Here is a 24059-nt window from a genome sequence, read left to right on the forward strand (position 1 = left end):
CGCCAGGTCTCCGCTGGCGTCCCGTTCCACGTGCAGATGCTCTACTACTCCGGCACGCTTAACGAATCGCTCCGCCATATTATTTAGTCTGTTTTACTGCCGGCCCTACCGCCGCCAGCACCGCAGCAGACCATTTGATGGGAATAGCAGTTTTGTAGCTGAGCCAGCTAAAAATGCCGACGAGTGTCATCAGCGGAAAAACAATGGGGAAGAAAACCAGGCCCATCACCATGAGCAAAGGGTGGTCCCTCCACCAGCTTCGAAAATTCTTACCATATGGGCCGGTGGCGGCCATACACTGCAAAAAACCTTTAGGTGGGTCGAAGGACTGCAGTACTTCACCGGGCGCCAGATGAGGACCATCTTCCTCCATAAACCGACGGATATGTTCCCACACGGCGGGTACCGTCACTTCGCCCATTTGCATGCTGTTCCCGATGGTGAAGCTGTCTACAATGGTGGGATCGTCAGCGCTTTTGCGGACCAGGAAAATCAACGCATGGATACGATTGACCGTTGAGCCCGTGGTAGTCACTGCAGCTTGATGCTCGGCATCCACCAGATCCCAGTCATACTCTGCGCTTTTCAAAGGCCACGGGAGAAACAGACCTCGCCAACCCGAATACGTCTCTCTAAAGATGCGGTACACCTTGCGGTTTTTTCGATCAAAAATAGTCGGTTCGTCCTCAGGCCTAAAGAGTTCAAAGCGCGTGTACTTTATTCCCATATAGCTGCCGATAGCAAAGCAGGCAATTACGGCGACAACTGGGATTACATCAAACAACCCATCTGATTCTCTATTTAACATCCTGAAAAGGATGTCTTGCCCGCCCCAAAACGTGAAACATGCCGCGAGCAAGCCAGTGAGCATCAGGACTCCGCGGGTTCCTTTAGCGATGCCCGTATATTCAATAGCGTTCTCATAGTTTTTTTTAATCAAACCAAAGGAAATTGACGCTGTACCTGCAGATTGATATTTTTTATATCTACTGACAATCCCTGACGTTTCTCTCTCTGAGCGTGGAACACTTCCATTCACCATTGATTTTTCTTCATCCGTGGGTGAGACAGGTTCAATGTTAAGTTTTTTTTTCATGGCAATTTTGCCTCTTTCATTAAGCGGATTGCTCTACTTTTTTTGTATCTTTATTTTCACTTTGCTGTTTGGCAGCGTCGGCGATTATTTCGTCCAACGCCTCTTTTTCAGCCGCCCAGTCACCTTTTTTAAACATATCATCTCTTTTTCCTGAGAATATCAGACCACCGTCACGTCCAAAATAACTTCGGCCTAGCCAGCGTTGCATATCAGTAGGGGTGAGGACGATAGCCCCAATCTGTGCCACCACACCAGCTCCCAGCAGCAATAATCCAATACCCGACACGGTGAGGCCAATTCCACCCACTGTGGCAAAAACCGCATTGGCTGCGAGGCGGGTGGCAACCGTCCGCACAACTGCGCCGCCGATGGCGCGGGCCTCTAAGGCACCGGCAATTGCGCCCCCAGTTAAAAGGGTTGAGGTTGCGCCCGTGGCCAGGAATGCGATAGCAGAATAATTGTATAGGCGCGCGGCATCTTTATTGCCGAGAGCTCGTTGATCGTCACTCTTCTTCTGGGAGGCGACATAGTTCACCGCACCACCCGCGATCCCCGTGATGGACCCACCAATTTTAAGCAAGCCAATTCCAATATGGGCTCCCACAGCTTGATGTCCCAGCCGCGCCACTACTCGCAGCTCGGCTCCGACACTCCACAACGCCAAAGCTCCGCCGGTAAAACCTAAGACGCTGTCTAGCACACCGTAATTGGCATCCGTCAAACTTGATTCCGACTTCGCCTGACTGGCCGCGTCCATACCATTCCAGACGCCTATTGCCTGAATAATCATGCTGCCCAAGGCGAGGCGCGCGTCCAGCGTTTTCGCCATCGCCATCAACCAGGCGCCGCCGCTGGTCTTGGCCAGGTTGGGCAATGCGGACCGCAGCATATTCGCGGCCTTCGCTCCCGTCCCTGCCTGGCTTTGATACAGCTGCAGGAATTTTTCTTCGGTCAGGACGGCCGTCGAACCCGCCGCGCCGATCGCCGCCGAGGTCGCCGCCTTGCCCATCTTGACGGAGCCTGACGCAGGATTCTGCGCGATGTCGCCCACGTTGCCGTTGGCGGCCTTGATGGCGTCCGTGTCCGTCGCCAGGGTGAGCGTGACCTTGGCGTTGTTGGCCTTGGCTTTCTTGATGCGCGTCTTGCTCGTCCCCATCGGCTGTCCGGAACGTGCCGCAAATATTTTGAGAGCGTCGTCCGCGCTGACCTGCATCTTCAGCAGCACCGGCACATTTGGCGCATTGCCATGCAGCGCCCCCTGTACCGAATATTCGAGGCAGCGCTGGACGTGCGCCATCATCTGCAGCTTGGCCATGATGCTCGCGGTAACGCTGCTGGTCTTGGCTTCACGCGCGGCGACCGTCAGCGCAGCGCCGCTCAACGCGCTCAATTGGCCGACGCTGAACAGCGCAATCGCGTGGCCTATCCAGGAATTGGCGGTGAGCGCCCCTTTCGACATGCCCAGCTCGCTGAAGCCCTTGACCAGGTCATAGCTCTTGTCGCGCATGCCGGCGGCGCCGGGGTCGCCGGTCAACTGAATGTGCACCATCTTGATCATCGCATCCTGATTGCCGACCAGCGCGCGCAGCACGACCGCCTCCTCGTCGGTGATCGGCCGGCCGAGCTTGGCCAGATAGCGCGTCAGCAAGCCCTCGCTAAACGGCGCGGGCTGATTGATGAGATGATTTTCACGTGCGTAGAGCACACCGGAGGCTGGCTGCTTCAAGGGGTCGGCCTTGGCCAGCGGATCGAAATGGCGGGCGAAATACGCCAGCGTCTGCTTGTCCTCCGTCGCCGCGTGCCAGTCCTCCTCGAACAATGCCAGCGGATCGTAGTGCAGGGTCTTCATCTTGGCATCGAAGTTCTTGATCCAGGCGGCGCGTGCCTCCTCGTCATGATACTTGGCCAGTTTCGACCAGTTTTCCTCGACCTTTTTCTTCGTCCACTCGGCGGCGCGCTTGTCATGGTCGGGATAGAAAACCCGTCCCAGGTTCTTTTTCTCGAAAACGGCTTTGTAAGGCGACAGCACGAATTCGCTGAACGCCCCGTCGCCCTTGACGCGGCTGAGCAGCATCTTCCTGTCTTCATCGGTCACGGCCTGCCATTCGGTGCCGGCCGGCCAGTCGTCCTGCATATAGGCCGACAGCGTCCGCAACGGACTCACCTGCTCAAAGCTGCTGAGATCTTCCTCCCGCACCAGACTTTGCTTCAAGCCCAGCACGGTGGCGGAGCTGTTCAACGGATGCAGGTTTTCCGGCTTGGCGATTTCCTTCTTGAGCAGTTCATTCCGCCGTACGCGCAGGGCGTTGAGCTCGGTGGCGATGCCGACCGGATCGCGCAGGACAACCGCGATTTCCTTGCCGGCTGTCTTGGGATGCTTGGCGGCGGCCAGCTTCAGATTGGCAGCCAAGTCCTCCGCGCTGGAAGCGATGCTGTTGAATGGAAAATCGTGATCCGACGCGCCGTCGATCGACAGCTTGTTCAGCGCACATTCCAGCACCTGCGCCTTGAGCTTGTCCGCAGTGGGGACAAAGCTGTTGACGCCACAACTCTGCAAGGAGATCTTTTGCATGACCGCAGGATCCGCCTTGTTCTTGCCGCGCAGCGTGTCGTTCCACAGGTTGGCGCTGTACGCCACCCACAGTTCCGTGACCTTGTGCGCCTGCGGAATGCTGACGACCTTCAAGCCCATGGCGATGTGGCCGCTGCGGCTGCAACTCACGCTGGCGTCTGCCTGAGCGAAGAGCTCGCTGCCCTCGGGCACCAGGTCGGCCTGTTCCGTTACCCGGTACACCAGCCAGCTCGGTACGCCGGCCGGCGGCGACGGCAGGAAGATATGCACATAGCCGGCGCGTAGCAGGCGCAGCGCAAAGCGCGACTGCTTGGGCGCAGGGCTCGGCAGCATGCCGGTCAATACGGCCGGGTCGGCGGCCACACCCCGGGCGCCGGCGGCGGCCAGCAGCGGGCTGTTCGCGATCGGGCTGGGACGTAACAGCAGTAGTGAAAGAGAGCTCTTGTTGCAGACATCGCAACCGGTAGTCGTTACCATGGTTTCCTGATTTTCTATCGATTCAATACGGCGCTGGCCTGCTGCGCAAGGCTGCGGACATCGCGGTGCAAATAGCGCATGGGTTCGGGTGGATCGTCTTCCGAGCCGGAGTCGGCAAGCAGCTTGAGCACAGCGGGCGCGTGCGGCAGCGACGGATGCAGCAGCGACAGCACGGCCCATACCGCCTCATCGCCGGCAGTCTTGAATCGGTGCGGCCATACCCGCGCCGCACTGGCGGCATGCTCCACCGCGCTTTCGGCGGCGGCGTACAGCACCTCCGGCGGCACGCCATCCGTTTGCGCAATCTCCCCCAGCCACTGGGCCACGGTCCGGTGCAGCAGCTCGCCGCGCACCAGGCGCTGCCACTCCCCCGCACTCAAGCGCAACGGCGCCGCTTGCTCGCCGGGCGAACGCAGGCGGCGCAAGCGCCCTGCGGGGTCGAGATAGTCCCAGCTTTGCAGGCGTCCGAACTGGCCGGCGACCCGGCTGGCGTCCACCACATGGCACAACAGATCCAGCACCCGGCGGTCGCCCAGCCGAAGATACGTGGCTTTGGTGTAGGCGTCGGTGTCGAGGCGGCACATGCTGGCCACGAGCCCGGCCAGTTCCTCGGACTGCATGCTGCTTTGCAGCCAACCGCCGATGCGGTGCGCCGCCCGGCCCTCGCCATCGAGTCCGCCGGCCTGGGCGGCGGCCCGCTCATCCTCCGCAAGGTCCAGGGTCAAACCCAGCAGCGGATCGTCCGGGCCATGCAACTGCACCAGATACGGATGCAAATGCGGCGGCAGGGCGATCGCCTTCGCCAACGCGGTCCCGACAATTTCCCTCTGCCACAGCTGCTTGCGCAGCAGGTTCATATCGGCGCCGGGCTCCGGCGCGCCGATGCCCGGCAAGGGTTCGCCCACCATCGGATCGATCAAGACAAACAGCGGCGTCAGACGGTCGATGCCGCTGCGCAGTTGCTCCAGCTTAGATGGCACTGGCGCCTCCGCTGGCGGCGTCGGACAGCGCGGATGGACATTCAGCCAGCTTGCCGGTTGGCAGCGTCGCCTGGCTGGATGCGCTGGCCGGCCCGGTCAACTCCTTCATGCTGGCCTTGAACGTCATCGTGCCCGGCCCGTGCAGCATGATGTTGCCGCCTTCGAGCTTGAGGAAGGCGCCCTGCGCCGTCAGCATCACATGCTCCTTGGCGCCGACCGTGACGCTCTTGCCGACGCTGGCCACGGTGATCAGCTTGTCGGCCGTCAGCTTGGTCGCGTCCGACTGGCTCTGCACGCTGACCTTGCCGCTGGCCGCGTGCAGCTTGATGCCGGTTTCCTGGTTGGGCTTGTCGGCGCTGCTGGCCTTGCCGTAGGTGAACAGGCTGATGCCCTTGCCCACCAGGTGCAGCGCATTGCCCTGCGCGGCGAAATTGATGTCCTGCCCGGCGCTCAGGCTGCTGGTGCCGCCCGCCGCCAGCAGCGCGCTGGCCGGCGTCACGGCCGCGATGCCGGCCGGGCTAGACAACTGCAGATGCTGCTCGCTGTAGGCCGTCACATTGCCGTCGCCGCCATGCTCGCCGCCAGCACCTGCCGTGGTGGCCTGCACCACCTTGCCGCTGTTCTCCATCTGCGCCAGCGCGGCCAGCTTGGCCGGTTCCGCTTCATCCTTGAGCTTGGCGTTGTGCTTTTGCGCGGTCTCGGCCAGCGACAGCTGCAACTCCCGGCTCTGCTCGATCTGCGCCTGCGCCTCGCGCGAGTCGAGCTGGCTGCCGCTGGCGCCGCTGCGGGCGTCGGCCGACAGCAGCAAGCCCTGGCCGGCGCGCAGCGCGGCGCTGTGCGCGGTCTTCAGCTCGGCGCCGAAGCCGGCCGTCTGCAGGCGCTGGTTATCGCTCTGGTGGCGCAGATGCCCCAGGTTCAGCTCGTCCGTGCCGGCGTGCGGCGAGGCGTGCCGCTGCAGCGCCACGCGCGGTTCGCCCGGATGGTCGTCGAACACCAGCTGGCTGTAGGCGCCGGCGCCGCTCTGGCTGGCGTTCATGGCCTGCGATTTGATGCCCGACAGCGCGGCCGGATGCGCGTGCGCGCCGCCCTCGCCGGGGAACCAGGCCGGGGCGTTGCCGGTCGCCACGCCGGCGCCCTGGCCGACCTGGTTGTTCTGCGCGTCGCGCGCGCCGCTGCCGTTGTAGACGCTGCCGATCACCACCGGCCGGTCGATGTCGCCGTCGATGAAGTCGATCAGCACCTCGCTGCCGACGCGCGGCACCGCCACCGCGCCCCAGTTGGCGCCGGCCACCGCCGCCATCGAGGTGGCGATGCGCACCCAGGTGCCGGCCTGGTCGTCGGCCGGCGCGCCGCTGTGGCCGTCCGGCGCCGGATGCGCCAGGCGGCTGTGGCTTTGCTCGCCGCGCTGCCAGTGGAACTGCACCTTGATGCGGTGGTCGCGGTCGGTGTGGATCACCGCGCCGGCCGGGCCGACCACGATGGCGGTCTGCTGGCCGCGCACGGTCGGCTTGGGATGCAGCAGCAGGCCGTGGCCGTCGGCGTCGCTGCTGCGGTAGGGCAGCTTGCTGCGGATGGCGTCGATGCGGTTGCGGTACAGCGGCCGCTCGCCCTTGGCGGCGCCGACCGCGTGCAGGCTGCCGCCCTGTTCGCGCGCGATCGCCTCGGCCAGCGCGCTGACGCCCAGCGCCTGCGTGGCCGCGTGCTGGATGTCGGTGCTGAGGTTGTTGTGCGCCAGGTGCAGCACGCGGGTGATGGCGAAGCTGCGCTCGCCGCCTTCGTCGGCGTCGAGCACGGCCTGGCCCTCCAGCGTGAAGGTGGTGCCGGGGCTGAGCGTGCGCACGGTGCCGGCGCCGGTGTAGATTTCCCGGCCGGCCTCCAGCGCCTCGACCTGGCGCTCGGCGATGCGCTGGCCGTGCTCGCGCGAGCTGTAGGCGTAGGCGCCCGGCGCGTCGCGGCAGGCCGGCGCGGCCGGGTCGGCGCTGACGCTGGCGGCCGACACCGGCCGCGTGCCATTGCTGCGGTAATCCCAGCTGGCGAGGTCGGCGCCGCCGGCGGTCCAGCGCAGCTCGCTGCGCCAGCGGTCGATGGCGTCTTCCTTCATCACCGCGCCCGGCTGCGTGTAGCGCACCGTGGCCTGGGCGTTGGGCTGGAAGCTGCCGTTGTGGTCGGCGATCACCATGGTGTGGCTGCCCAGGCCGGGGCTGGCGGCGTCGCCGCTGTGCTCGAAGTAGTAGAACAAGCCTTCCTCGCGCATCAGCCGCTCGGCGAAGGCCAGGTTCGATTCCTGGTACTGGCAGGTCAGCGAGCGCTTCGGATAGATGGCGCGGTCGGCGATATCGTAGCGCCACTGCGGCACCAGCTTGCCGGCGTCCTGCCAGCCATGGAACACGGCGTCGAGGATGTCGAACACAGTCTGGTCCTGGAACACCCGGCTGTCGCGCCCGGCCGCGAGGAAGGCGTACCACGGGCCGATGCTCAGCTCGTAGCGCGCCAGGCCGCCGTCGGCGCCCAGCATGCGCAGCGCCGTCACGTGGCCGTGGAAGGGCCGCAGCTGGTCGCGGCTGGCGGCCGTCATCAGTTCCAGCAGCACCGGCTGGCCCAGCAGCGATTTCAAGGGGATGGCCGCGTCGGACGACAGCGCCGTCACCGTCAGCCGGTAGGGCTGGCTCAGCGCCTCCTCGCCGCGCAGGCATTCGGCCACCAGGGTGTCGGCCCCCAACGGCGTGGTCAGCCGGAGGATACGGTGGTCCTGGGTCAAACTGTCTAACAGCGCAAACATGGATCGCAGCCCTTCAAATGTGATGCCGGAATTAGTAAATTACTATGATTTATCCGGCATTACACCTGAGTTAGCTCAGTTGGGCAAGAGTGATACGATTGAAATCAGCCGGCTTGCTGGCGCAGCAGCTGGTCGAACTGCGCGGCCGGCATCGGGCGGGCGAACAAATAGCCCTGGCCGTAGTCGCAGCCGGCGGCGGCCAGCAGGTCGCGCTGCTCCGGCGTCTCCACGCCCTCGGCGATGACCCGCAGCCCCAGCTTGTGGGCCATGACGATGATCGCGTCCGACAGCGCCATGTCGCTGGAATCGGGCGCCAGGTTGCGGGTGAAGGAGCGGTCGATCTTCAGGTAGTCGATGTCGAACTTCTTCAGGTAGGACAGCGACGAGTAGCCGGTGCCGAAATCGTCCAGCGCCACCTGGATGCCGGCGTCGCGCAGCTGCAGCAGCTTGTTGCTGACCGTGGCGTTGGCGTCAAGCAACAATCCCTCGGTGATTTCCACCACCACCGACTGTCCCGGCAGGTTCAGCGACTGCAGATGGCGCAGCCAGGCGTCGTAGGCGCCGTCCTCGCGCTGGAACTCCAGCGGCGACTGGTTGACGCTGACCTGGAATTCCGGATGGTGCTGCTGGCGCCAGCGCTGCACGCAGCGCGCCGACTCGCGGAACACCCATTCGCCGATGTCGGCGATCAGGCCGCTGGCCTCGGCCAGCGGGATGAATTCCAGCGGGCTGACCACGCCGCGCTGCGGGTGGTTCCAGCGTATCAGCGCCTCGGCCTTGTGGATGCGGCCGCTTTTCAGGTGGACGATGGGCTGGAAGTACAGCTCGAACTGCTCGGCCTTGAGGGCGCCGCGCAAGTCGTTGGTCAGGCGCATGCGGTTGAGCGCGGCCACCTGCAGCGTCGGCGTGAAATAGCTGTAGCGGTTGCGCCCGGCGCCCTTGGCGGCGTACATGGCCTGGTCGGCGTGCTTGAGCAGGTCGTCGATGTCGAGCGCGTCGTCCGGGTACAGCGTGATGCCGATGCTGGCCGAGACGAAGGCTTGCTCCTGGCCCAGCGGGAACGGCAGGCGCAGGCTGTCGATGATGTGCTGGGCGATGTGCTCGACCCGCTCGGTGCCCTCCAGCTCGGACAGGATGACGGTGAACTCGTCGCCGCCCAGCCGCGCCACCGTGTCCGACTTGCGCACGCAGGCGCTGATGCGGCGGGCGGCGTCGACCAGCAGGATGTCGCCCTGGTGGTGGCCGAGCGTGTCGTTGACTTCCTTGAAGTGGTCGAGGTCGATGAACAGGATGGCGATGCGCGAGCGGTCGCGCTGGCTCTTGAGCATGTCGTGCGCCAGGCGGTCGTGGAACATGCGGCGGTTGGGCAGCTGCGTCAGCGGGTCGAAGTTGGCCTGCTGCCAGATCAGCGCCTCGCTCTGCTTCTTGTCGGTCACGTCCTCGATCATGCACAGGTGGTGCGGGTGGCTGCCGGCCTCGGTCTCGATGGCCGTCACCGACACTTCGATCCACACCAGCTCGCCGTCCGGACGGAACAGCCGGTTGGTGACTTTGAAGCTGCCGATCTCGTGCGCGGTCAGGCGGCCCATCTGCAGCTTGACCTGGGCCACGTCCTCCGGATGGCCGGCCTCCAGCCAGCGCATGGCGTTGAGCTCGGCCTGCGAGCGGCCGACGATTTCCTGGTAGCGCGGGTTGATGTCGCGGTATTCGTAGGTGATCGAATCGACCAGCGCGATGCCCAGCGGCGAGGCTTCGAACATGGTGCGGAAGCGCTGCTCGCCGGTGCGGATGGCGGCGCTGGCGCGGCGCCGCACGCGCGCCAGCAGGCTGAAATGGATGGCCGCGCCCAGCACCAGCGCCAGCGCCGCGCCGCCCAGCACGCGGTACAGCCACAGCAGGCTGGTGCCGCCGGACTCGACGCGGTACATGAAGCCGTCGAAATTGGCATGCTTGGGCACCATGCCCAGGCCGGCGTAGACGTCGGCGATGTGGCGCCAGCGCTCCGGGTTCTGGTAGCCGATCTCGACCAGCACCGGCTGCACCAGCGGCACCATCTGGCGCGCTTCGTACAGCAGGTGGGCGCGGTCGCTGCGGCGCGAATACTTGTTGAGGATGATGTCGGCCATCTCCTCCTGGTGGCTCATCGCCCACTGCCAGCCGCGCATGCTGGCGGCGCGGAAGGCCTGCACCCGGGCCGGATGGTTGGCGATCTCGCGCTCGCTGGTGAACAGGTTGTCGCCGTAAAAGTCGATGCCGACCGCGCGCGGGCTGTAGATGTCGTAGGGGAAGCCGAGGCGGTCGAAGGTGTCGGGCTCGTTGGTGGTGTAGACCGCGATGGCGTCCACCTTGCCGCTGATTAGGTCGGCCGTGTTGTAGGTCGGCTCGACCCGCTGGAAACTGCTGGCGGGGATGCCTTCCTTGATCAGGTAGGCCAGCAGCTCGTCGGCGTTGCCCAGTTCATCGGTCAGCGAGCCGATCATCGCGCGCTTGCCGATGATGCGGCGGATGTCGGGCTCGGCGCTGGTCTGGCGCATCGCCAGCGCGTACGGCGAATGCTGGAACACCACGCCCAGCACCACCACCGGCTTGCCGGCCAGCCGCGCCAGCAGCAGGCTGCTGGCGCCGACGCCGTACTCGGCCTTGCCGGACACGACGTCGCGCTCCGGCTCGTTGCCGTCCGAGCCTTCGAGGATGGTCACGTCCAGCCCCGCCTCGCGGTAATAGCCCTGCTCGACGGCGGCGTAGTAGCCGGCGAACTGGAACTGGTGGCTATGCTTGAGCTGCAGCGTGACCGGATCCTGGGCGGCGGCGGGCGCCAGCCAGCAGGCCGGCAGCAAGGCCGCGGTGACGCAGCAGCGGCGCAGCAGGCGAACGGAGAGGAAGACGGAGGCGCGTAAAGGCACTAGGGTTCCAGAGGGGAAACGAACTAGTTCAAATTGTAGCCGCTTCGGGCGCGGATATCGTCGCAATCTGACAATAATCAGGCAGAAAAAGCAACGGACGGCCGGGCTTGCGCCCGCCGTCCGTTGCAGTGTGGCCGCGAACGGCGCCGGCTGGTCCGCCTAGTTCGGCACGTTGACCGGGATCGGTGCGTAGGCCGCGGTCTGGCCGTTGCCCAGCTGGCCTTCCTGGTTGCGGCCCCAGCCCCACAGCGTATCGTCGGTCTTCAGGCCGAAGCTGTGCGCTTTGCCGGCCGCCACGGATTTCCAGTTGTTGCCGGTGCCCACCTGCTGCGGCGTGACGACATCGGTGCCGCCGGTGCCCAGCTGGCCTTCGGTGTTGGCGCCCCAGCTCCACAGCGTGCCGTCGTTGCGCAGGCCGAGGGTGTGCTGGGTGCCGGCCGCGATCTGCGACCAGTTGCTGTCGGTGCCGATCTGCGCCGGCGAGGTCAGGTCGAGCGAACCGTTGTTGCCCAGCTGGCCGTAGGTGTTCTGGCCCCAGGCGTACAGCGTGCCCGAGTTGGTGATGGCGGCGGTGTGGAAGGCGCCGGCCGACAGCGAGGTCCATTTCAGCGTGCCGATCTTGACCGGCGCCGGCACGTCGACCTTGAGCAGGTTGCCGACCTGGCCGTAGGTGTTGCCGCCCCAGCCGTACAAGTCGTTGGTGTCGCGCTGGATCGCCATCGTATGGGTTTCGCCGGCCGAGATCGCCGACCACAGCAGCAGGCCGATCTTCAGCGGCGCGGTGCGGTTGATCGCGGTGCCGTCGCCCAGCTGGCCGCGGTCGTTGCGGCCCCAGGCGTACAGGGCGCCGCTGGTCTTGACCGCCAGCGCATGCGCCTTGCCGGCCGCCACCAGGTTCCAATCCTTGTCCTTGCCGATCTGGGTCGGCGCGGTGCGGTTGATCTGGGTGCCGTCGCCCAGCTGGCCGTCCTGGTTGTAGCCCCAGGCCCACAGCGTGCCGTCGGTGCGGATCGCCACCGCGAACTGGTCGCCCAGCGCCACCTGTTTCCAGCTGGTGCCGCCGCCGGACACCAGCACCGGCGCGCTGCGGTTGATGGTGGTGCTGTCGCCCAGCTGGCCCTTGATGTTCTCGCCCCAGCTGTACAGATTGCCGTCGGCCTTGCGGGCGATGGTCTGGTAGCCGCCGGCCACCACGCTGCCCCATGGCGCCGTGACGGTGATGGCCAGCTTGCCGACCACGCTGTCCTGCGTGGCGGTGATGGTGTCGGTGCCGACCAGCTTGCCGGTCACGGTGCCGCTGGTGGAAACCTGCAGCACCGTGGAATTCGACGGTCCCCAGACCAGGCCGCCGGTCGAGGACAGCGCCTTGCTGCTGCCGTCCGAATAGCGGCCGGTGGCGATCAGCTGCTTGGCGGCCGCGCCGATGGCGATGGTGGTGGCGTTGTCGGAGCTGCCGATGGTGATGCTCTGCAGCGTAGGCGTGGCGGTGGACGAACCGCCGCCGCCGCCGCCGCAGGCCGCCAGCACGGCCAGCACGGGGATCATCAACAGGGTCGAGAATTTAAAATTTTTCATGATCTTCCAGTTCACAGAATGAGGTCTGCGGAGCAATCAGTGTAGCCGCAAGCGGGCTGCGCACATCGCCGGAGCAGGACTGAATTATCCATGTAATTGCACCGATGGGGGTATTTAACAACATTTCTTTAAAGGAATTGGCGAAAAAAAAGCAGCGCCGGTGCGGGGCGCTGCTTTTTGGGACGGAGCGGGCGGCTTACTTGCCGCTGCGCGAAGGCCTCGCGGCCTTGGCCTTGACCGGCGCCATCGCGGCCGGCTTCTTGATCTTGATGGTGTCAAGAATGGAAGCGCGCGGCTTGGTGTCGAGCGAGGCGCGCGCCGTCAGCGAACCGGTCAGCGCATTGGCCTTGCCGCGGCCGGCGCCGGCCGGCGGCGCCAGCTTGCCGCCGCGCTTGTCCGCGCCCGGGGCCAGCATCGGCATCGCGCGCTTGCCCTGCGACGACTTGAAGTTTTCCTCGCCGACCACGTACGGCGGGATCAGGTGGCGCTCGCCGGTGCCGATCAGGTCGCCGCGTCCCATGCGGCGCAGCGTTTCGCGCAGGATGGGCCAGTTCTTCGGATCGTAATAGCGCAGGAAAGCCTTGTGCGACTGGCGCTGCTTCAGGCTGCGCGGGGTTTCCACCACTTCCGAATCGTCGGTCACTTTCTTCAGCGGGTTCTTGCGCGAGTGGTACATGGCGCTGGCCATGGCCATCGGCGTCGGCATGAAGGTCTGCACCTGGTCCAGGCGGAAGTTGTTTTTCTTCAGCCACAGCGCCAGGTTCAGCATGTCCTCGTCGGTGGTGCCCGGGTGGGCCGCGATGAAGTAGGGGATCAGGTACTGCTTCTTGCCCGCCTCCAGCGAATACTTCTCGAACATCGCCTTGAACTCGTCGTAGGCGCCGATGCCCGGCTTCATCATCTTGCTCAGCACGTCCGGCTCGGTGTGCTCGGGCGCGATCTTCAGCAGGCCGCCGACGTGGTGCGTGACCAGTTCCTTGACGTACTCGGGCGAACGCACGGCCAGGTCGTAGCGCAGGCCGGACTGGATCAGGATTTTCTTCACGCCCGGGATGGCGCGCGCCTTGCGGTACAGCTTGATCAGCGGGTTGTGGTTGGTGCCCAGGTTGACGCAGATCGACGGGTAGACGCACGACAGGCGGCGGCAGGTGGTCTCGATTTCCTTGTCCTTGCAGGCCAGGCGGTACATATTCGCGGTCGGGCCGCCGAGGTCGGAGATGATGCCGGTGAAGCCCTTGGTCTTGTCGCGGATGTGCTCGATCTCGCGCAGGATCGACGGTTCCGAGCGGCTCTGGATGATGCGGCCCTCGTGCTCGGTGATCGAGCAGAAGGTGCAGCCGCCGAAGCAGCCGCGCATGATGTTGACCGAGAAGCGTATCATTTCCCACGCCGGGATGTTGGCGCCGCCGTAGCTCGGGTGCGGGGCGCGCGCGTAGTTCATGTCGTAGACGTTGTCCATCTCGTCCATCTGCAGCGGCAGCGGCGGCGGGTTCATCCAGACGTCGCGGTCGCCGTGGCCCTGCACCAGCGCGCGCGCATTGCCGGGATTCGATTCCAGATGGAACACGCGCGAGGCGTGCGCGTACATCACCGGATCGGCGCTGACGGTTTCGAACGACGGCAGGCGCACCACGGTCTTGTGGTGCTTTTCCAGCTCCATCGCGCGGCGTTCCTCGCGGCTCATGATGCGGATCGGCTTGTACACCTCGGCCGGCGCAGGCGCCGGCTCGGCCATGAGGGCGGCCTTGGTCGGCTCGACCATGGCCGGATTCACATCGTCGGCAGGTTTGTTGCCGGTCGCGCAGGTCGTCGGCGAGCTCTTGTCGACCATCAGGTAGGGGTCGATATGCTGGTCGATCTTGCCCGGCATGTCGACGCGGGTACTGTTGTGCACGCCCCACTCCTCGCTCGGCATCCAGCCGGCCGGCACCAGGAAGGACGTGCCGCGCAGGTCGCGGATGGTCTTGATGCTCTCGCCGTCGGCCATGCGGCGGGTCAGGTCGACCAGCGCGCGCTCGGCGTTACCGAAGATCAGCATGTCGGCCTTGGATTCGAACAGCACCGAACGGCGCACCTTGTCCGACCAGTAATCGTAGTGGGCGATGCGGCGCAGCGACGCTTCGATCGAGCCGATCACCACCGGCGTGCCGGGGAAGGCTTCGCGGCAGCGCTGGGCGTAGACCGAGACGGCGCGGTCGGGGCGCTTGTTCGGCTCGCCGTTGGGCGTGTAGGCGTCGTCGGAACGCGGCTTGCGGTCGGCCGTGTAGCGGTTGACCATGGAATCCATGTTGCCGGCGGTGACGCCGTAGTACAGGCGCGGCTTGCCGAGCGTGCGGAAGGCGTCGGCCGAGTGCCAGTCCGGCTGGGCGATGATGCCGACGCGGAAGCCTTGCGCCTCCAGCAGGCGGCCGACCAGGGCCATGCCGAAACTCGGATGGTCGATGTAGGCGTCGCCGGTGACAAGGATGACGTCGCACTGATCCCAGCCCAGCACGTCCATCTCGGCGCGGGACATGGGAAGGAAAGGCGCTGTGGCAGCGCGGGCAGACCGCTTGGGGACGGCCGCAAATAAATTGGTAGGGGTGTTCATATCGGACAGCATTGTACCGGAAATGCCCCCGCTCCGCTCATGATGGAAAGAAAAATTCTTTTAGTATTCAAACACTTGTGTGTAAATGATGACGGATTTACATTGCTTTGCCCGGCAGCTTTGCTATAACGGAGAGATACCCATCGTCAGGAGACCATCATGCGACGTCGACTGTATTTCATGCTGCCGGACGTACCGAGCGCCCGTTCCATGCTGGACGAGCTGCTGCTGGCCCGTATCGAAATCGGCCACATGCGCTTCATGGCCAGGGACGCGCTGCCGTCGGACATGCCGGACGTCAGCTTCATGCAGAAAACCGATCTGGTGCACGGCGCCCAGCTGGGCGTGGTGATCGGCGCCATCGTCGGCCTCGGGGCGGGCATCTTCCTCACCATGTTCCCGGTGGACGGCATGACCTTGCGCACCGCCGCCATCCTGCTGGTGGCGCTGGGCGGGGCGATTTTCGGCGGCTGGGCCTCGGGCATGAATGCGGCGGCCGTGCCGAACACGCGGCTCAAGCCCTTCGCCGAACGCATCGAACAGGGCCAGGTTTTGTTGATCGTCGATGTGCCCGTGGGGCGCGTCGACGAAATCGAAGAGATGATCGCCAAGCGTCATCCCGAAATCAGCTTTGGCGGTATGGAACCGCCGATGCTGGCGTTTCCGTAACGCCGGCTGCCCGGGGACCTGGGTTCCCCGGGTCCTCGAACACTTGCCGTGCCGCAGGGCGGGTTCAGATGCCCATGCTGGACAGGATATTGCCCAATTCGCGCAGGGCCGGCTCCAGTTTTGGATGCTGGGCCGCGAATTTGGCGGAAATTTCCTGGGTGCGCTCGGCCAGGCCGTAGGTGGTGCTCTCGCCCGGCGCGGCCTCGGCGGCGGCGCGGCGCTCCAGCAGCTGCCGGATATCGCCGTCGAGCTGCTTCAGCAAATCCTGCAATTCCTCGTCGATCGGCCCGGCGCTGGCCAGGTTGGAGCGCAGAGAACTCAGTGATGCCTTCAGGTTGCTGTCCATAATAGTCCCCTAGTCGGTAAATTGCGTGGCGACGTAAAGCTCTTCGACTTTAGCGCGGGCCCACGGCGTCTTGCGCAAAAACTTCAGGCTGGACTTGACGCTGGGATCGCTGATGAAGCAGTTGATATCGATCCGTTGGCCCAGCTGTTCCCAGCCGTAATGCGCGTGCAAACGGGTCACGATGGCTTCCAGCGTCACGCCGTGCAGTTCGTTACTCATAGTTCTATCTTACTCACAAAATGAAAGGGCCGGACTCGATTCTTACACAAATCGAGCCCGGCCCCATGTTCCTTGCTGAACGGCAGCTTACTTTTCAGTCAGGCCACGGCGCTCCAGCAGCGGTTCGATCTGCGCATCGCGGCCGCGGAAGTTGCGGAACATTTGCATCGCATCCATGGTGCCGCCGCGCGACAACAGCATCTTGCGGAACCAGTCGCCGTTCTTGCGCAGCATGCCGCCGTTTTCGGTGAACCAGTTGACGGTGTCGGCATCGAGCTTCTCCGACCATAGGTAGCCGTAGTAGCCGGCCGAGTAGCCGCCCGCGAACACGTGCGAGAAGTAGGTGGTGCGGTAGCGCGGCGGCACCGGCGCGTAGTCGACGCCGGCGGCCTTCAGCGATGCCGCCTCGAAGCCCAGCACATCGGCCGGGATCTGCTGCGCGCCCAGCTGGTGCCATTTCTGGTCCAGGATGGAAGCGGCCAGGTACTCGGTGGTGCGGTAGCCCTCGTTGAATTTCTTCGACGCGATCACCTTGTCCAGCAATTCCTGCGGCATAGGCGCGCCGGTCTGGTAGTGCTTGGCGTAGTTGGCGAGCACCTCCGGCCATACCGACCACATTTCGTTGACCTGCGACGGGAACTCAACGAAGTCGCGCGGCACGCGGGTGCCGGCGAAGCGTGGATAGTTCACGTCGGAGAACATGCCGTGCAGCGCATGGCCGAACTCGTGGAAGGTGGTGCGCAGCTCGTCGTAGGTCAGCAGCGTCGGCTCGCCGGCGTTCGGCTTGGGAATGTTGAGGTGGTTGGCGATCACCGGATGCGTGCCCATCAGCTTGGACTGCGACACATAGGCATTCATCCAGGCACCACCGCGCTTATTGCTGCGCGCATAGTAATCGCCGATGAAGATGGCCAGCTGCTTGCCGTCGGCGTCGAACACGTCCCACACGCGCACGTCCGGATCGTAGACCGGCAAATCCTTGCGCTCCTTGAAGGTCAGGCCGTAGACCTTGTTGGCGGCGAAGAACACGCCGTTGACCAGCACGTTGTTCAGCTCGAAGTAGGGCTTGAGCTGGTTCTGGTCGAAGTTGAAGCGCTCGGCGCGCACCTTGTCGCTGTAGAACGACCAGTCGTGCGCGGCCAGCTGGAAGCCGCCTTGTTCCTTGTCGATCACAGCCTGGATCTCGGCGCCTTCCTTCCTGGCGTTGGCGACGGCCGGACGGGCGAACTCGGACAGCATCTTGTTGACCGCTTCCGGCGTGTGCGCGGTCTGGTCTTCCAGCGAGTAGGCGGCGAAGTTGGCGTAACCCAGCAGCGCGGCCTTGTCGGCGCGCAGCTGGGCCGTCTTCAGCACGACTTGCGTGTTGTCGAACTTGCCGCCATGGCTGCCGCGCGCCAGCGAGGCGGCCATCAGCCGTTCGCGCACGGCGCGGTTGGTCAGCACCGACAGGTTGGCTTGGCCGGTGGTGTTGACGACCGGGATGGCGAACTTGCCTTCCAGTCCGCGCGCCTTGGCGACGGCGGCGGCGGCGTCGATCGCCTTGTCCGACATGCCGGCCAGCTCTTCGCGGGTGTCGACGATCAGCGCCGAAGCGTTGGCTTCTTCCAGCACGTTCTGGGCGAAGCTGGTGGACAGCTTGGCCAGCTCGCCGTTGAGCGCCTTCAGCTTTTCCTTGTTGGCGTTGGACAGCTTGGCGCCGGCGCGCACGAAGTCGGTGTTGTAGCGTTCCAGCAGGTACAGCGACTCGGCGTCCAGGTGCAGCTTGGCGCGCTTGTCGTACAGCGACTTGATGCGGGCGTACAGCTTGGCGTTCAGGCGGATGGCGTCGCTGTGGGCCGCCAGCTTGGGCGAGAGCTCGCGCTCCAGCGCCTTGAAGCTGTCGTTGGTGTTGGCGCCGGACAGGTTGCCGAACACGCTGGACACGCGCGACAGCAGCTGGCCGGATTTCTCCATCGCGACGATGGTGTTCTCGAACGTGGCCGGCTGCTTGTTGTTGGCGATGGCTTCGATTTCGGCGGCGTTGATGCGCATGCCTTCGGCGAAGGCCGGGCCGTAGTCTTCGTTCTTGATCTGGTCGAACGGCGGGTAGCCGAACGGCAGCGTGCTGGCCTTGGCGAAGGCATTACTGGCCGGCAGCATGGAAGCCGGCTCGGCCGCATGCGCGACGCTGCAAATGGCCGCCACGCCGGCGGCGATAATCATATTGGTGTTCATCTGGTTTTCTTATAAACGGTTTATCTTATTTCAGGCCGCGACGGTCCAGCAGCGGCTCGATGATAGGATCGCGGCCGCGGAAGTTGCGGAACAAATTCATCGCATCGTCGGTGCCGCCGCGCGACAGCAGCTTGGCGCGGAACCAGTCGCCGTTTTCGCGCTTCAGGCCGCCTTTTTCCTTGAACCATTCGACGGTGTCGGCGTCCAGCTTCTCGGACCACAGGTAGGCGTAGTAGCCGGCCGAGTAGCCGCCGCTGAAGCTGTGCGAGAAGTAGGTGGTGCGGTAGCGCGGCGGCACCGGCGCGAAGTCCACGCCCATGTCCTTCAGCGATGCCGCTTCGAAGCCCAGCACGTCGCTAGGGATTTGCGCCGGGGTCAGCTGGTGCCAGCGCTGGTCCAGCAGCGAGGCCGACAGGTACTCGGTGGTCAGGAAGCCCTGGTTGAATTTCTTCGAGGCGATGACCTTGTCCAGCAGATCCTTGGGCATAGGCGCGCCGGTCTTGTAGTGCTTGGCGTAGTTGGCCAGCACTTCCGGCCACACGGCCCACATCTCGTTCACTTGCGACGGGTATTCGACGAAGTCGCGCGGCACGCTGGTGCCGGAGAAGCGCGGGTACTTCACGTTGGAGAACATGCCGTGCAGCGCGTGGCCGAACTCGTGGAAGGCGGTCTTGACTTCATCGTAGGTCAGCAGCGTCGGCTCGCCTGCGGGCGGCTTGGGAATATTGAGGTGGTTGGCCACCACCGAGTGCGTGCCCAGCAGCGTCGACTGCGAGCTGTACTCGTTCATCCAGGCGCCGCCCTGCTTGTTGCTGCGGGCGTACATATCGGCCAGGAAGATGGCCAGTTGCTTGCCGTCGGCGTCGAACACGTCGAACACGCGCACGTCCGGGTTGTACACCGGCAGATCCTTGCGCTCCTTGAACGACAGGCCGTACAGCTTGCCGGCGGCGTAGAACACGCCGTTGACCAGCACGTTGTCCAGTTCGAAGTAAGGCTTGAGCTGGTTCTCGTCGAAGGCGAAGCGCTGGGCGCGCACCTTGTCGGTGTAGAAGGCCCAGTCGGAAGCGTCGATCTGGAAGCCGCCCTTGTCGGCGTCGACCACGGCTTGCAGGTCGGCCGCTTCCTTCTTGGCGTTGTTGACGGCGGGCTTGGCCAGCTCGCCCAGCAGCTTGTTGACGGCGCTGGTGTCGTGCGCGGTCTGGTCTTCCAGCGAGTAGGCGGCGAAGTTGGCGTAACCCAGCAGCGTGGCTTTCTCGGCGCGGGCCTTGGCGATTTTCAGCACTGTTTCACGGCTGTCGAATTCGCCGCCGTGGCTGCCGCGCGTCAGCGACGCGGCCATCAGGCGCTCGCGCACGGCGCGGTTGGTCAGCACGGCCAGCGGCGGCTGGCCGCTGGTGTTGACGATGGCGACCAGGAACTTGCCGTCCAGGCCCTTGGCCTTGGCGGCCGCCGCGGCGGCGTCGATGGCGGCGTCGGTCATGCCGGCCAGCTCTTCGCGGGTGTCGACCACCAGCGCCGAGGCATTGGTTTCCTTCAGTACGTTCTGGGTGAAGGTGGTTTGCAGCGTGGCGATGGTGCCGTTGATGGTCTTCAGTTTTTCCTTGTCGGCGGCGGACAGCTGGGCGCCGGCGCGGACGAAATCGGTGTGATAGCGTTCCAGCAGATGCTTGGATTCGGCATCGAGCTTGAGCTTGTCGCGCTTGTCGTACAGCGACTTGACGCGGGCGTACAGCTTGGCGTTCAGGTAGATGGCGTCGCCGTGGGCGGCCAGCTTCGGCGACATTTCGCTGTCGATGGCGTCGAGCTTGTCGTTGGTGTTGGCGCCCTGCAGGTTGCCGAAGGTGGTCTGCACGCGGGTCAGCAGCTCGCCGGATTTTTCCATCGCGACCACGGTGTTCTCGAAGGTGGCCGGCTGCTTGTTGTTGGCGATCGCCTCGATTTCCTTCAGCTGGATGCGCATGCCTTCGACGAAGGCCGGCTTGAAGTGCTCGTCCTTGATCTGGTCGAACGCCGGGTAGTGGAACGGCAGCTTGCTGGCGACGGCCAGCGGATTGCCGGCCAGCGCGGCAGCGGGAGCAGCCAGCACGGTCTGGGTGAAAGCCAGGCCGAGGGCGGCCGCGATAACGAGCATCTGAGGACGGGACATGATCACATCTTTCATTTAAACGACGAAGGAAAATGCTGACGCAGCGAAGCGCAGCATGGAAGCGCAAGATCATATCAGGGTGACATGGCGGCAGTCACTGGCAAAAAATGCTGCACTGCACTTGGTTGGAAAGCGGGGGCATTTCCCGAAGAAAGCTTTGCCGAATTGTCATTTTTGCAGCTACACTGACGTTTCGATGCAACGTGGCCATACACATGAATACTGAACAGCTGAAACGGCATTGCCGGCAGTACCCCGGCGCGGTGGAAACCCTGCATGGAGAACCATCGAATATCCTGGTCTACAAGGTCGAGGACAAGACCTTCGCGTATTTCAAGACCAGCGAGCCTGAGCAATGGCGCTTCAGCCTGCGCGTGACGCCGGACCGCTTCCTGGAGCTGACCGACCGCCCGGGCGTGAAGCCGGCCCGCTACATGGGCCGCTTTCACTGGGTGACGATCGTCGATGTGGGCCAGTTCCCGGCCGACTACCTGGCCGAGCTGGTGGCGGCGTCGTACCGCCGCGCGGTGGAGTCGCTCAGCAAGGCCAGGCAAAAGGCGTTGGCAACGCACGATGAATAAGGACAAGCCCATGTTCCGCCTGCTTCCCCTGGCCGGCCTGCTGGCCGCCGGCTGCTGCGCCGCGGCCGTCTCCGTCTCCACCTTCAAGCAAGTGATGCCGCCGCCGGGCCTGTACCAGATCGATACCGACGGCACGATGCGCATGCCCGGCTCCGGCGCCAGCGCCCGCCAGCAAACGGACGGCGCCAGCGGCGACGTCACGGCCACCACCACCGTCCCCGGCGGGAAAGCCCGGCAGGACTTCAAGGGCGACGGCCCGATCCGCTTTTGCGTGCCGGCGCGTCCGGCCGGCGCGCCGGTGCTGCCGCCGAACTTGGGGGCGGCAGCCTGCAAGACGCTGTCGACCACTGGCGGCGCCGACAGCATCGTCCACATCGCCCAGTGCGCAGCAGGGCGCTACCAGCTGACGGTGCGCCGCCTGAGCGAAAACACCTGGGAATTCATCGACCAGGCCGACCTGGCGCCCACGCCAGGCGCACCCAGCATGGAAGCGCTGCGGCCGATGATGGAGCAGATGGCGAAGAACGGCACGCCGGAGGAGCGCGCCAAAGCGCAGCAAGCGCTGGCGGCTCTGCCTCAGCAGCAGGCGGCGATGGACGCCGGGCGCGCGCAAGCCATGGCGGCGCTGGCCAAAGCGCAGGCCGGCGCCAAGACGCCGCAAGAGGCGGCGGCCGTGGCCAAGGCCATGCAGGCGATGGGGCAAACGGGAGTCCGCATGCAGGCCGATGCGCGCCGCGTATGGACGCGCATTGCCGAGCACTGCGGCAGCTAGATCAGCGGCGTTCGAAGCGGCGGTCAGGGATGAACCACAGCATCGCCACGGCCACATAGATGGCAAAGCCGGCCATCGGTGCGAGCAGGGAAACGCCGATGCCGATCAAATACAGCAGCGAGGACAGCTTGCCCTTGCGGTCCTTGCCCAGCGCAACGCGCAGCGCCTCGTTGTTATTCGCCAGGCACTTGGCCAGGATGAAGTAGGCGCTGCTGGACATGAACAGGATGAAGCCATAGCAGGCCAGCGGCAGTGCGGCGAAATGGTTCTCGCCGACCCAGCTGGTGACGAACGGCACCAGCGACAGCCAGAACAGCAAATGCAGATTGCCCCACAGCGCGCCGCCGGTGATCTGGCTGACGGTGTGTATCAAGTGATGATGGTTGTTCCAATAAATCCCAACGTAGATAAAGCTCAGCACATAGCTGAGGAACACCGGCCACAAAGGCTGCAACGCCGCCCAGTCCGCGCCATGCGGCACCTTCAGTTCCAGCACCATGATGGTGATGATGATGGCGATGACGCCATCGCTGAATGCCTCCAACCTGCCCTTGCCCATGCCTGCTCCCCACTTGTCTAAAAAAAATTACGGCAAGCTTAACCGAATCCTTCACTGCCGGGGACAGCCGTAGCGTTCAGAGCTGCATCAATCGTGCGCGCTATGCTGCGCATGCATGCTGGCGTAAAGTGGAGGATGCCGCAGAGGAGTCCACCATGAATGGCAATCATCAGCCCCAGCAGGAACAACACCGCATCGCCGAACGTGTTGCGCACCTTGAGACGGCGATCGACTACCAAGGCAAGGCCGTACAGGATCTGCGCGAGGAAATGCGGGCTGGGTTCACCCGCAACGACGCCGAGTTCGTTCGCATGCATGAGCAACTGATGAAGATACGCACCACGGATTTCCGCATCCTGTTGAGTATCGGCCTGGGCACGGCTCTGGGTACCGTCGGCCTGGTCATCAAAGTCTTTGGTCTGCTCTAGTCACGCTACATCTCATCCGCTAGCGTAAGAAAGCGAGCCGAATATGCTCCCAAAAAGGCAACAGGTAGCTTAGGCCCGCCTCACTTTTATTGCAACACCGCCTGAATGTTTTCTTCACTGCCGAGGTCGCCGTTCCGTTGAGACCTGCATCAATCGTGCGCGCTATGCTGCGCATGCACGCCGGCGTAGAGTGGCGAATGCCTCCGAGGAGCTCACCATGAATGGCAATCATCAGCCCCAGCAGGAACTGCACCACATCGCCGAGCATGTTGCGCATCTTGAGACCGCAATCGACTACCAAGGCCAGGCCATATCCCGGCTACGCGAGGAAATGCTGGCTGGCTTCGTCCGTACGGACGCCGGCTTCGTTCGTACGGACATCGGCTTCGTTCGTGTGGATGCCAACTTCACTCGTGCGGATGCCGAATTTGCTCGTGTACATGCCGAGTTTGTTCGCGTGCATGAGCAACTGACAAAGATACGCACCGTCGACTTCCGCATTCTGCTAAGCATCTGCCTGAGCACAGCCCTAGGCACGATGAGCTTGGTCGTGAAACTCTTCGGCCTGCTCTAATGCGCTGGCCGCCATCACTCGCGTATCTCGGGCTCCACCAGCTGCGCCAGCAGCACCAGCGATTCCTGCCAGCCCAGATAACACGCCTCCACCGGAATCACCGCCGGGATGCCTTCCTGTACCACCTTCACCTCCACGCCGCAGAACACGTCGCGCAGCGTCACCGTGGTCTTCATCGAGCCCGGCAGATTCGGGTCTTCAAACGTACCGGTGTAGACCAGGCGCTCGTTCGGCACCAGTTCCAGATACTCGCCGCCGAAGCTGTGCTGTCCGCCGGTGGTGAAGTTGGTGAACGACATGCGGTAGTGGCCGCCTACCCTGGCGTCCAGCTCATGCACGGTGTTGGTAAAGCCATGCGGTGGCAGCCACTTGGCCATCGCGGCGGCGTCCAGGAAGGCGCGGTAGACGCGGTCGGCCTTGGATTTGAAAACGCGGTGCAGTTGTACGGTATTCGTCGTCATGATCGTTGCTCCTGTGAGTGTAGAGGACGTCCCTCCATCCATACGACGAACGACGCCCAGACAATTCGACACGCGGGATGACGGTGGCCGCACCTATCCTGTCCGTAATGGACAA

Annotated in this window: 18 protein-coding genes; 5 read left to right on the top strand and 13 right to left on the bottom strand. The window is 64.2% G+C overall.

What is annotated here, in order from left to right:
• Positions 1-79 precede the first annotated feature (79 nt).
• The 7 genes from DUGA2_RS05410 to DUGA2_RS05440 form a co-directional block, all read right to left on the bottom strand.
• Positions 80-1096 (bottom strand): DUF6708 domain-containing protein, encoded by a 1017-nt coding sequence (locus DUGA2_RS05410; protein WP_141753195.1) that lies wholly within the window; start codon positions 1094-1096, stop codon positions 80-82.
• A gap of 19 nt (positions 1097-1115) precedes the next feature.
• Positions 1116-4145, bottom strand: a complete 3030-nt coding sequence (locus DUGA2_RS05415) for a T6SS effector BTH_I2691 family protein (RefSeq protein ID WP_070267743.1) — start codon at positions 4143-4145, stop codon at positions 1116-1118.
• Positions 4146-4159: 14 nt separating this feature from the next.
• Complete coding sequence (locus DUGA2_RS05420) at positions 4160-5125, bottom strand: hypothetical protein (protein WP_070267744.1); 966 nt, start codon at positions 5123-5125, stop codon at positions 4160-4162.
• Positions 5115-7904 (bottom strand): type VI secretion system Vgr family protein, encoded by a 2790-nt coding sequence (locus DUGA2_RS05425; RefSeq protein WP_070267746.1) that lies wholly within the window; start codon positions 7902-7904, stop codon positions 5115-5117. Before DUGA2_RS05425 ends, DUGA2_RS05420 begins: the two co-directional genes overlap by 11 nt.
• A gap of 104 nt (positions 7905-8008) precedes the next feature.
• On the bottom strand, positions 8009-10807 hold the full coding sequence (locus tag DUGA2_RS05430) for an EAL domain-containing protein (protein ID WP_070267747.1): 2799 nt from the start codon (positions 10805-10807) through the stop codon (positions 8009-8011).
• A 159-nt stretch (positions 10808-10966) separates the two neighbouring features.
• Positions 10967-12382: a hypothetical protein gene (locus DUGA2_RS05435; RefSeq protein ID WP_083296242.1), complete on the bottom strand. Its 1416-nt coding sequence runs from the start codon at positions 12380-12382 to the stop codon at positions 10967-10969.
• 196 nt (positions 12383-12578) lie between these two features.
• Positions 12579-14897, bottom strand: a complete 2319-nt coding sequence (locus DUGA2_RS05440) for a YgiQ family radical SAM protein (protein ID WP_070267748.1) — start codon at positions 14895-14897, stop codon at positions 12579-12581.
• Positions 14898-15131: 234 nt separating this feature from the next.
• Here DUGA2_RS05440 and DUGA2_RS05445 point away from each other — a divergent pair, with 234 nt between their 5' ends.
• Positions 15132-15641: a DUF1269 domain-containing protein gene (locus DUGA2_RS05445; protein ID WP_070267749.1), complete on the top strand. Its 510-nt coding sequence runs from the start codon at positions 15132-15134 to the stop codon at positions 15639-15641.
• A 64-nt stretch (positions 15642-15705) separates the two neighbouring features.
• Here DUGA2_RS05445 and DUGA2_RS05450 read toward each other — a convergent pair whose 3' ends face one another.
• From DUGA2_RS05450 to DUGA2_RS05465, 4 genes are all read right to left on the bottom strand, one after another.
• Complete coding sequence (locus DUGA2_RS05450; RefSeq protein WP_070267750.1) at positions 15706-15987, bottom strand: DUF4404 family protein; 282 nt, start codon at positions 15985-15987, stop codon at positions 15706-15708.
• A 9-nt stretch (positions 15988-15996) separates the two neighbouring features.
• Positions 15997-16206 carry a VF530 family DNA-binding protein gene (locus tag DUGA2_RS05455; protein WP_070267752.1) on the bottom strand — a complete coding sequence of 70 codons (210 nt, stop codon included), beginning with the start codon at positions 16204-16206 and terminating at the stop codon, positions 15997-15999.
• An 87-nt stretch (positions 16207-16293) separates the two neighbouring features.
• Positions 16294-18420: a M3 family metallopeptidase gene (locus DUGA2_RS05460; RefSeq protein WP_229212260.1), complete on the bottom strand. Its 2127-nt coding sequence runs from the start codon at positions 18418-18420 to the stop codon at positions 16294-16296.
• A gap of 25 nt (positions 18421-18445) precedes the next feature.
• The gene (locus tag DUGA2_RS05465; RefSeq protein WP_229214602.1) at positions 18446-20569 is read right to left on the bottom strand and encodes a M3 family metallopeptidase; all 2124 of its coding nucleotides are present in this window, start codon (positions 20567-20569) and stop codon (positions 18446-18448) included.
• A 215-nt stretch (positions 20570-20784) separates the two neighbouring features.
• On the opposite strand from DUGA2_RS05465, the gene DUGA2_RS05470 reads away from it, so the two are divergent.
• The gene (locus DUGA2_RS05470) at positions 20785-21150 is read left to right on the top strand and encodes an MmcQ/YjbR family DNA-binding protein (RefSeq protein WP_070267755.1); all 366 of its coding nucleotides are present in this window, start codon (positions 20785-20787) and stop codon (positions 21148-21150) included.
• Positions 21143-21922: a hypothetical protein gene (locus DUGA2_RS05475; RefSeq protein WP_070267757.1), complete on the top strand. Its 780-nt coding sequence runs from the start codon at positions 21143-21145 to the stop codon at positions 21920-21922. The genes DUGA2_RS05470 and DUGA2_RS05475 overlap by 8 nt, the downstream gene beginning before the upstream one ends.
• A gap of 1 nt (position 21923) precedes the next feature.
• On the opposite strand, the gene DUGA2_RS05480 is transcribed toward DUGA2_RS05475, so the two are convergent.
• Positions 21924-22481 (bottom strand): TMEM175 family protein, encoded by a 558-nt coding sequence (locus DUGA2_RS05480; protein ID WP_070267759.1) that lies wholly within the window; start codon positions 22479-22481, stop codon positions 21924-21926.
• A gap of 155 nt (positions 22482-22636) precedes the next feature.
• On the opposite strand from DUGA2_RS05480, the gene DUGA2_RS05485 reads away from it, so the two are divergent.
• The gene (locus DUGA2_RS05485; RefSeq protein ID WP_141753197.1) at positions 22637-22909 is read left to right on the top strand and encodes a hypothetical protein; all 273 of its coding nucleotides are present in this window, start codon (positions 22637-22639) and stop codon (positions 22907-22909) included.
• Positions 22910-23126: 217 nt separating this feature from the next.
• Positions 23127-23483: a hypothetical protein gene (locus DUGA2_RS05490; protein WP_141753198.1), complete on the top strand. Its 357-nt coding sequence runs from the start codon at positions 23127-23129 to the stop codon at positions 23481-23483.
• Positions 23484-23497: 14 nt separating this feature from the next.
• On the opposite strand, the gene DUGA2_RS05495 is transcribed toward DUGA2_RS05490, so the two are convergent.
• A complete protein-coding gene (locus DUGA2_RS05495) occupies positions 23498-23944 on the bottom strand; it encodes an SRPBCC family protein (RefSeq protein ID WP_070267766.1) in 447 nt (148 codons plus the stop codon).
• Positions 23945-24059 lie beyond the last annotated feature (115 nt).

The organism is Duganella sp. HH101, assembly GCF_001758795.1.
Classification (GTDB): Bacteria; Pseudomonadota; Gammaproteobacteria; order Burkholderiales; family Burkholderiaceae_D; genus Rugamonas; species Rugamonas rivuli.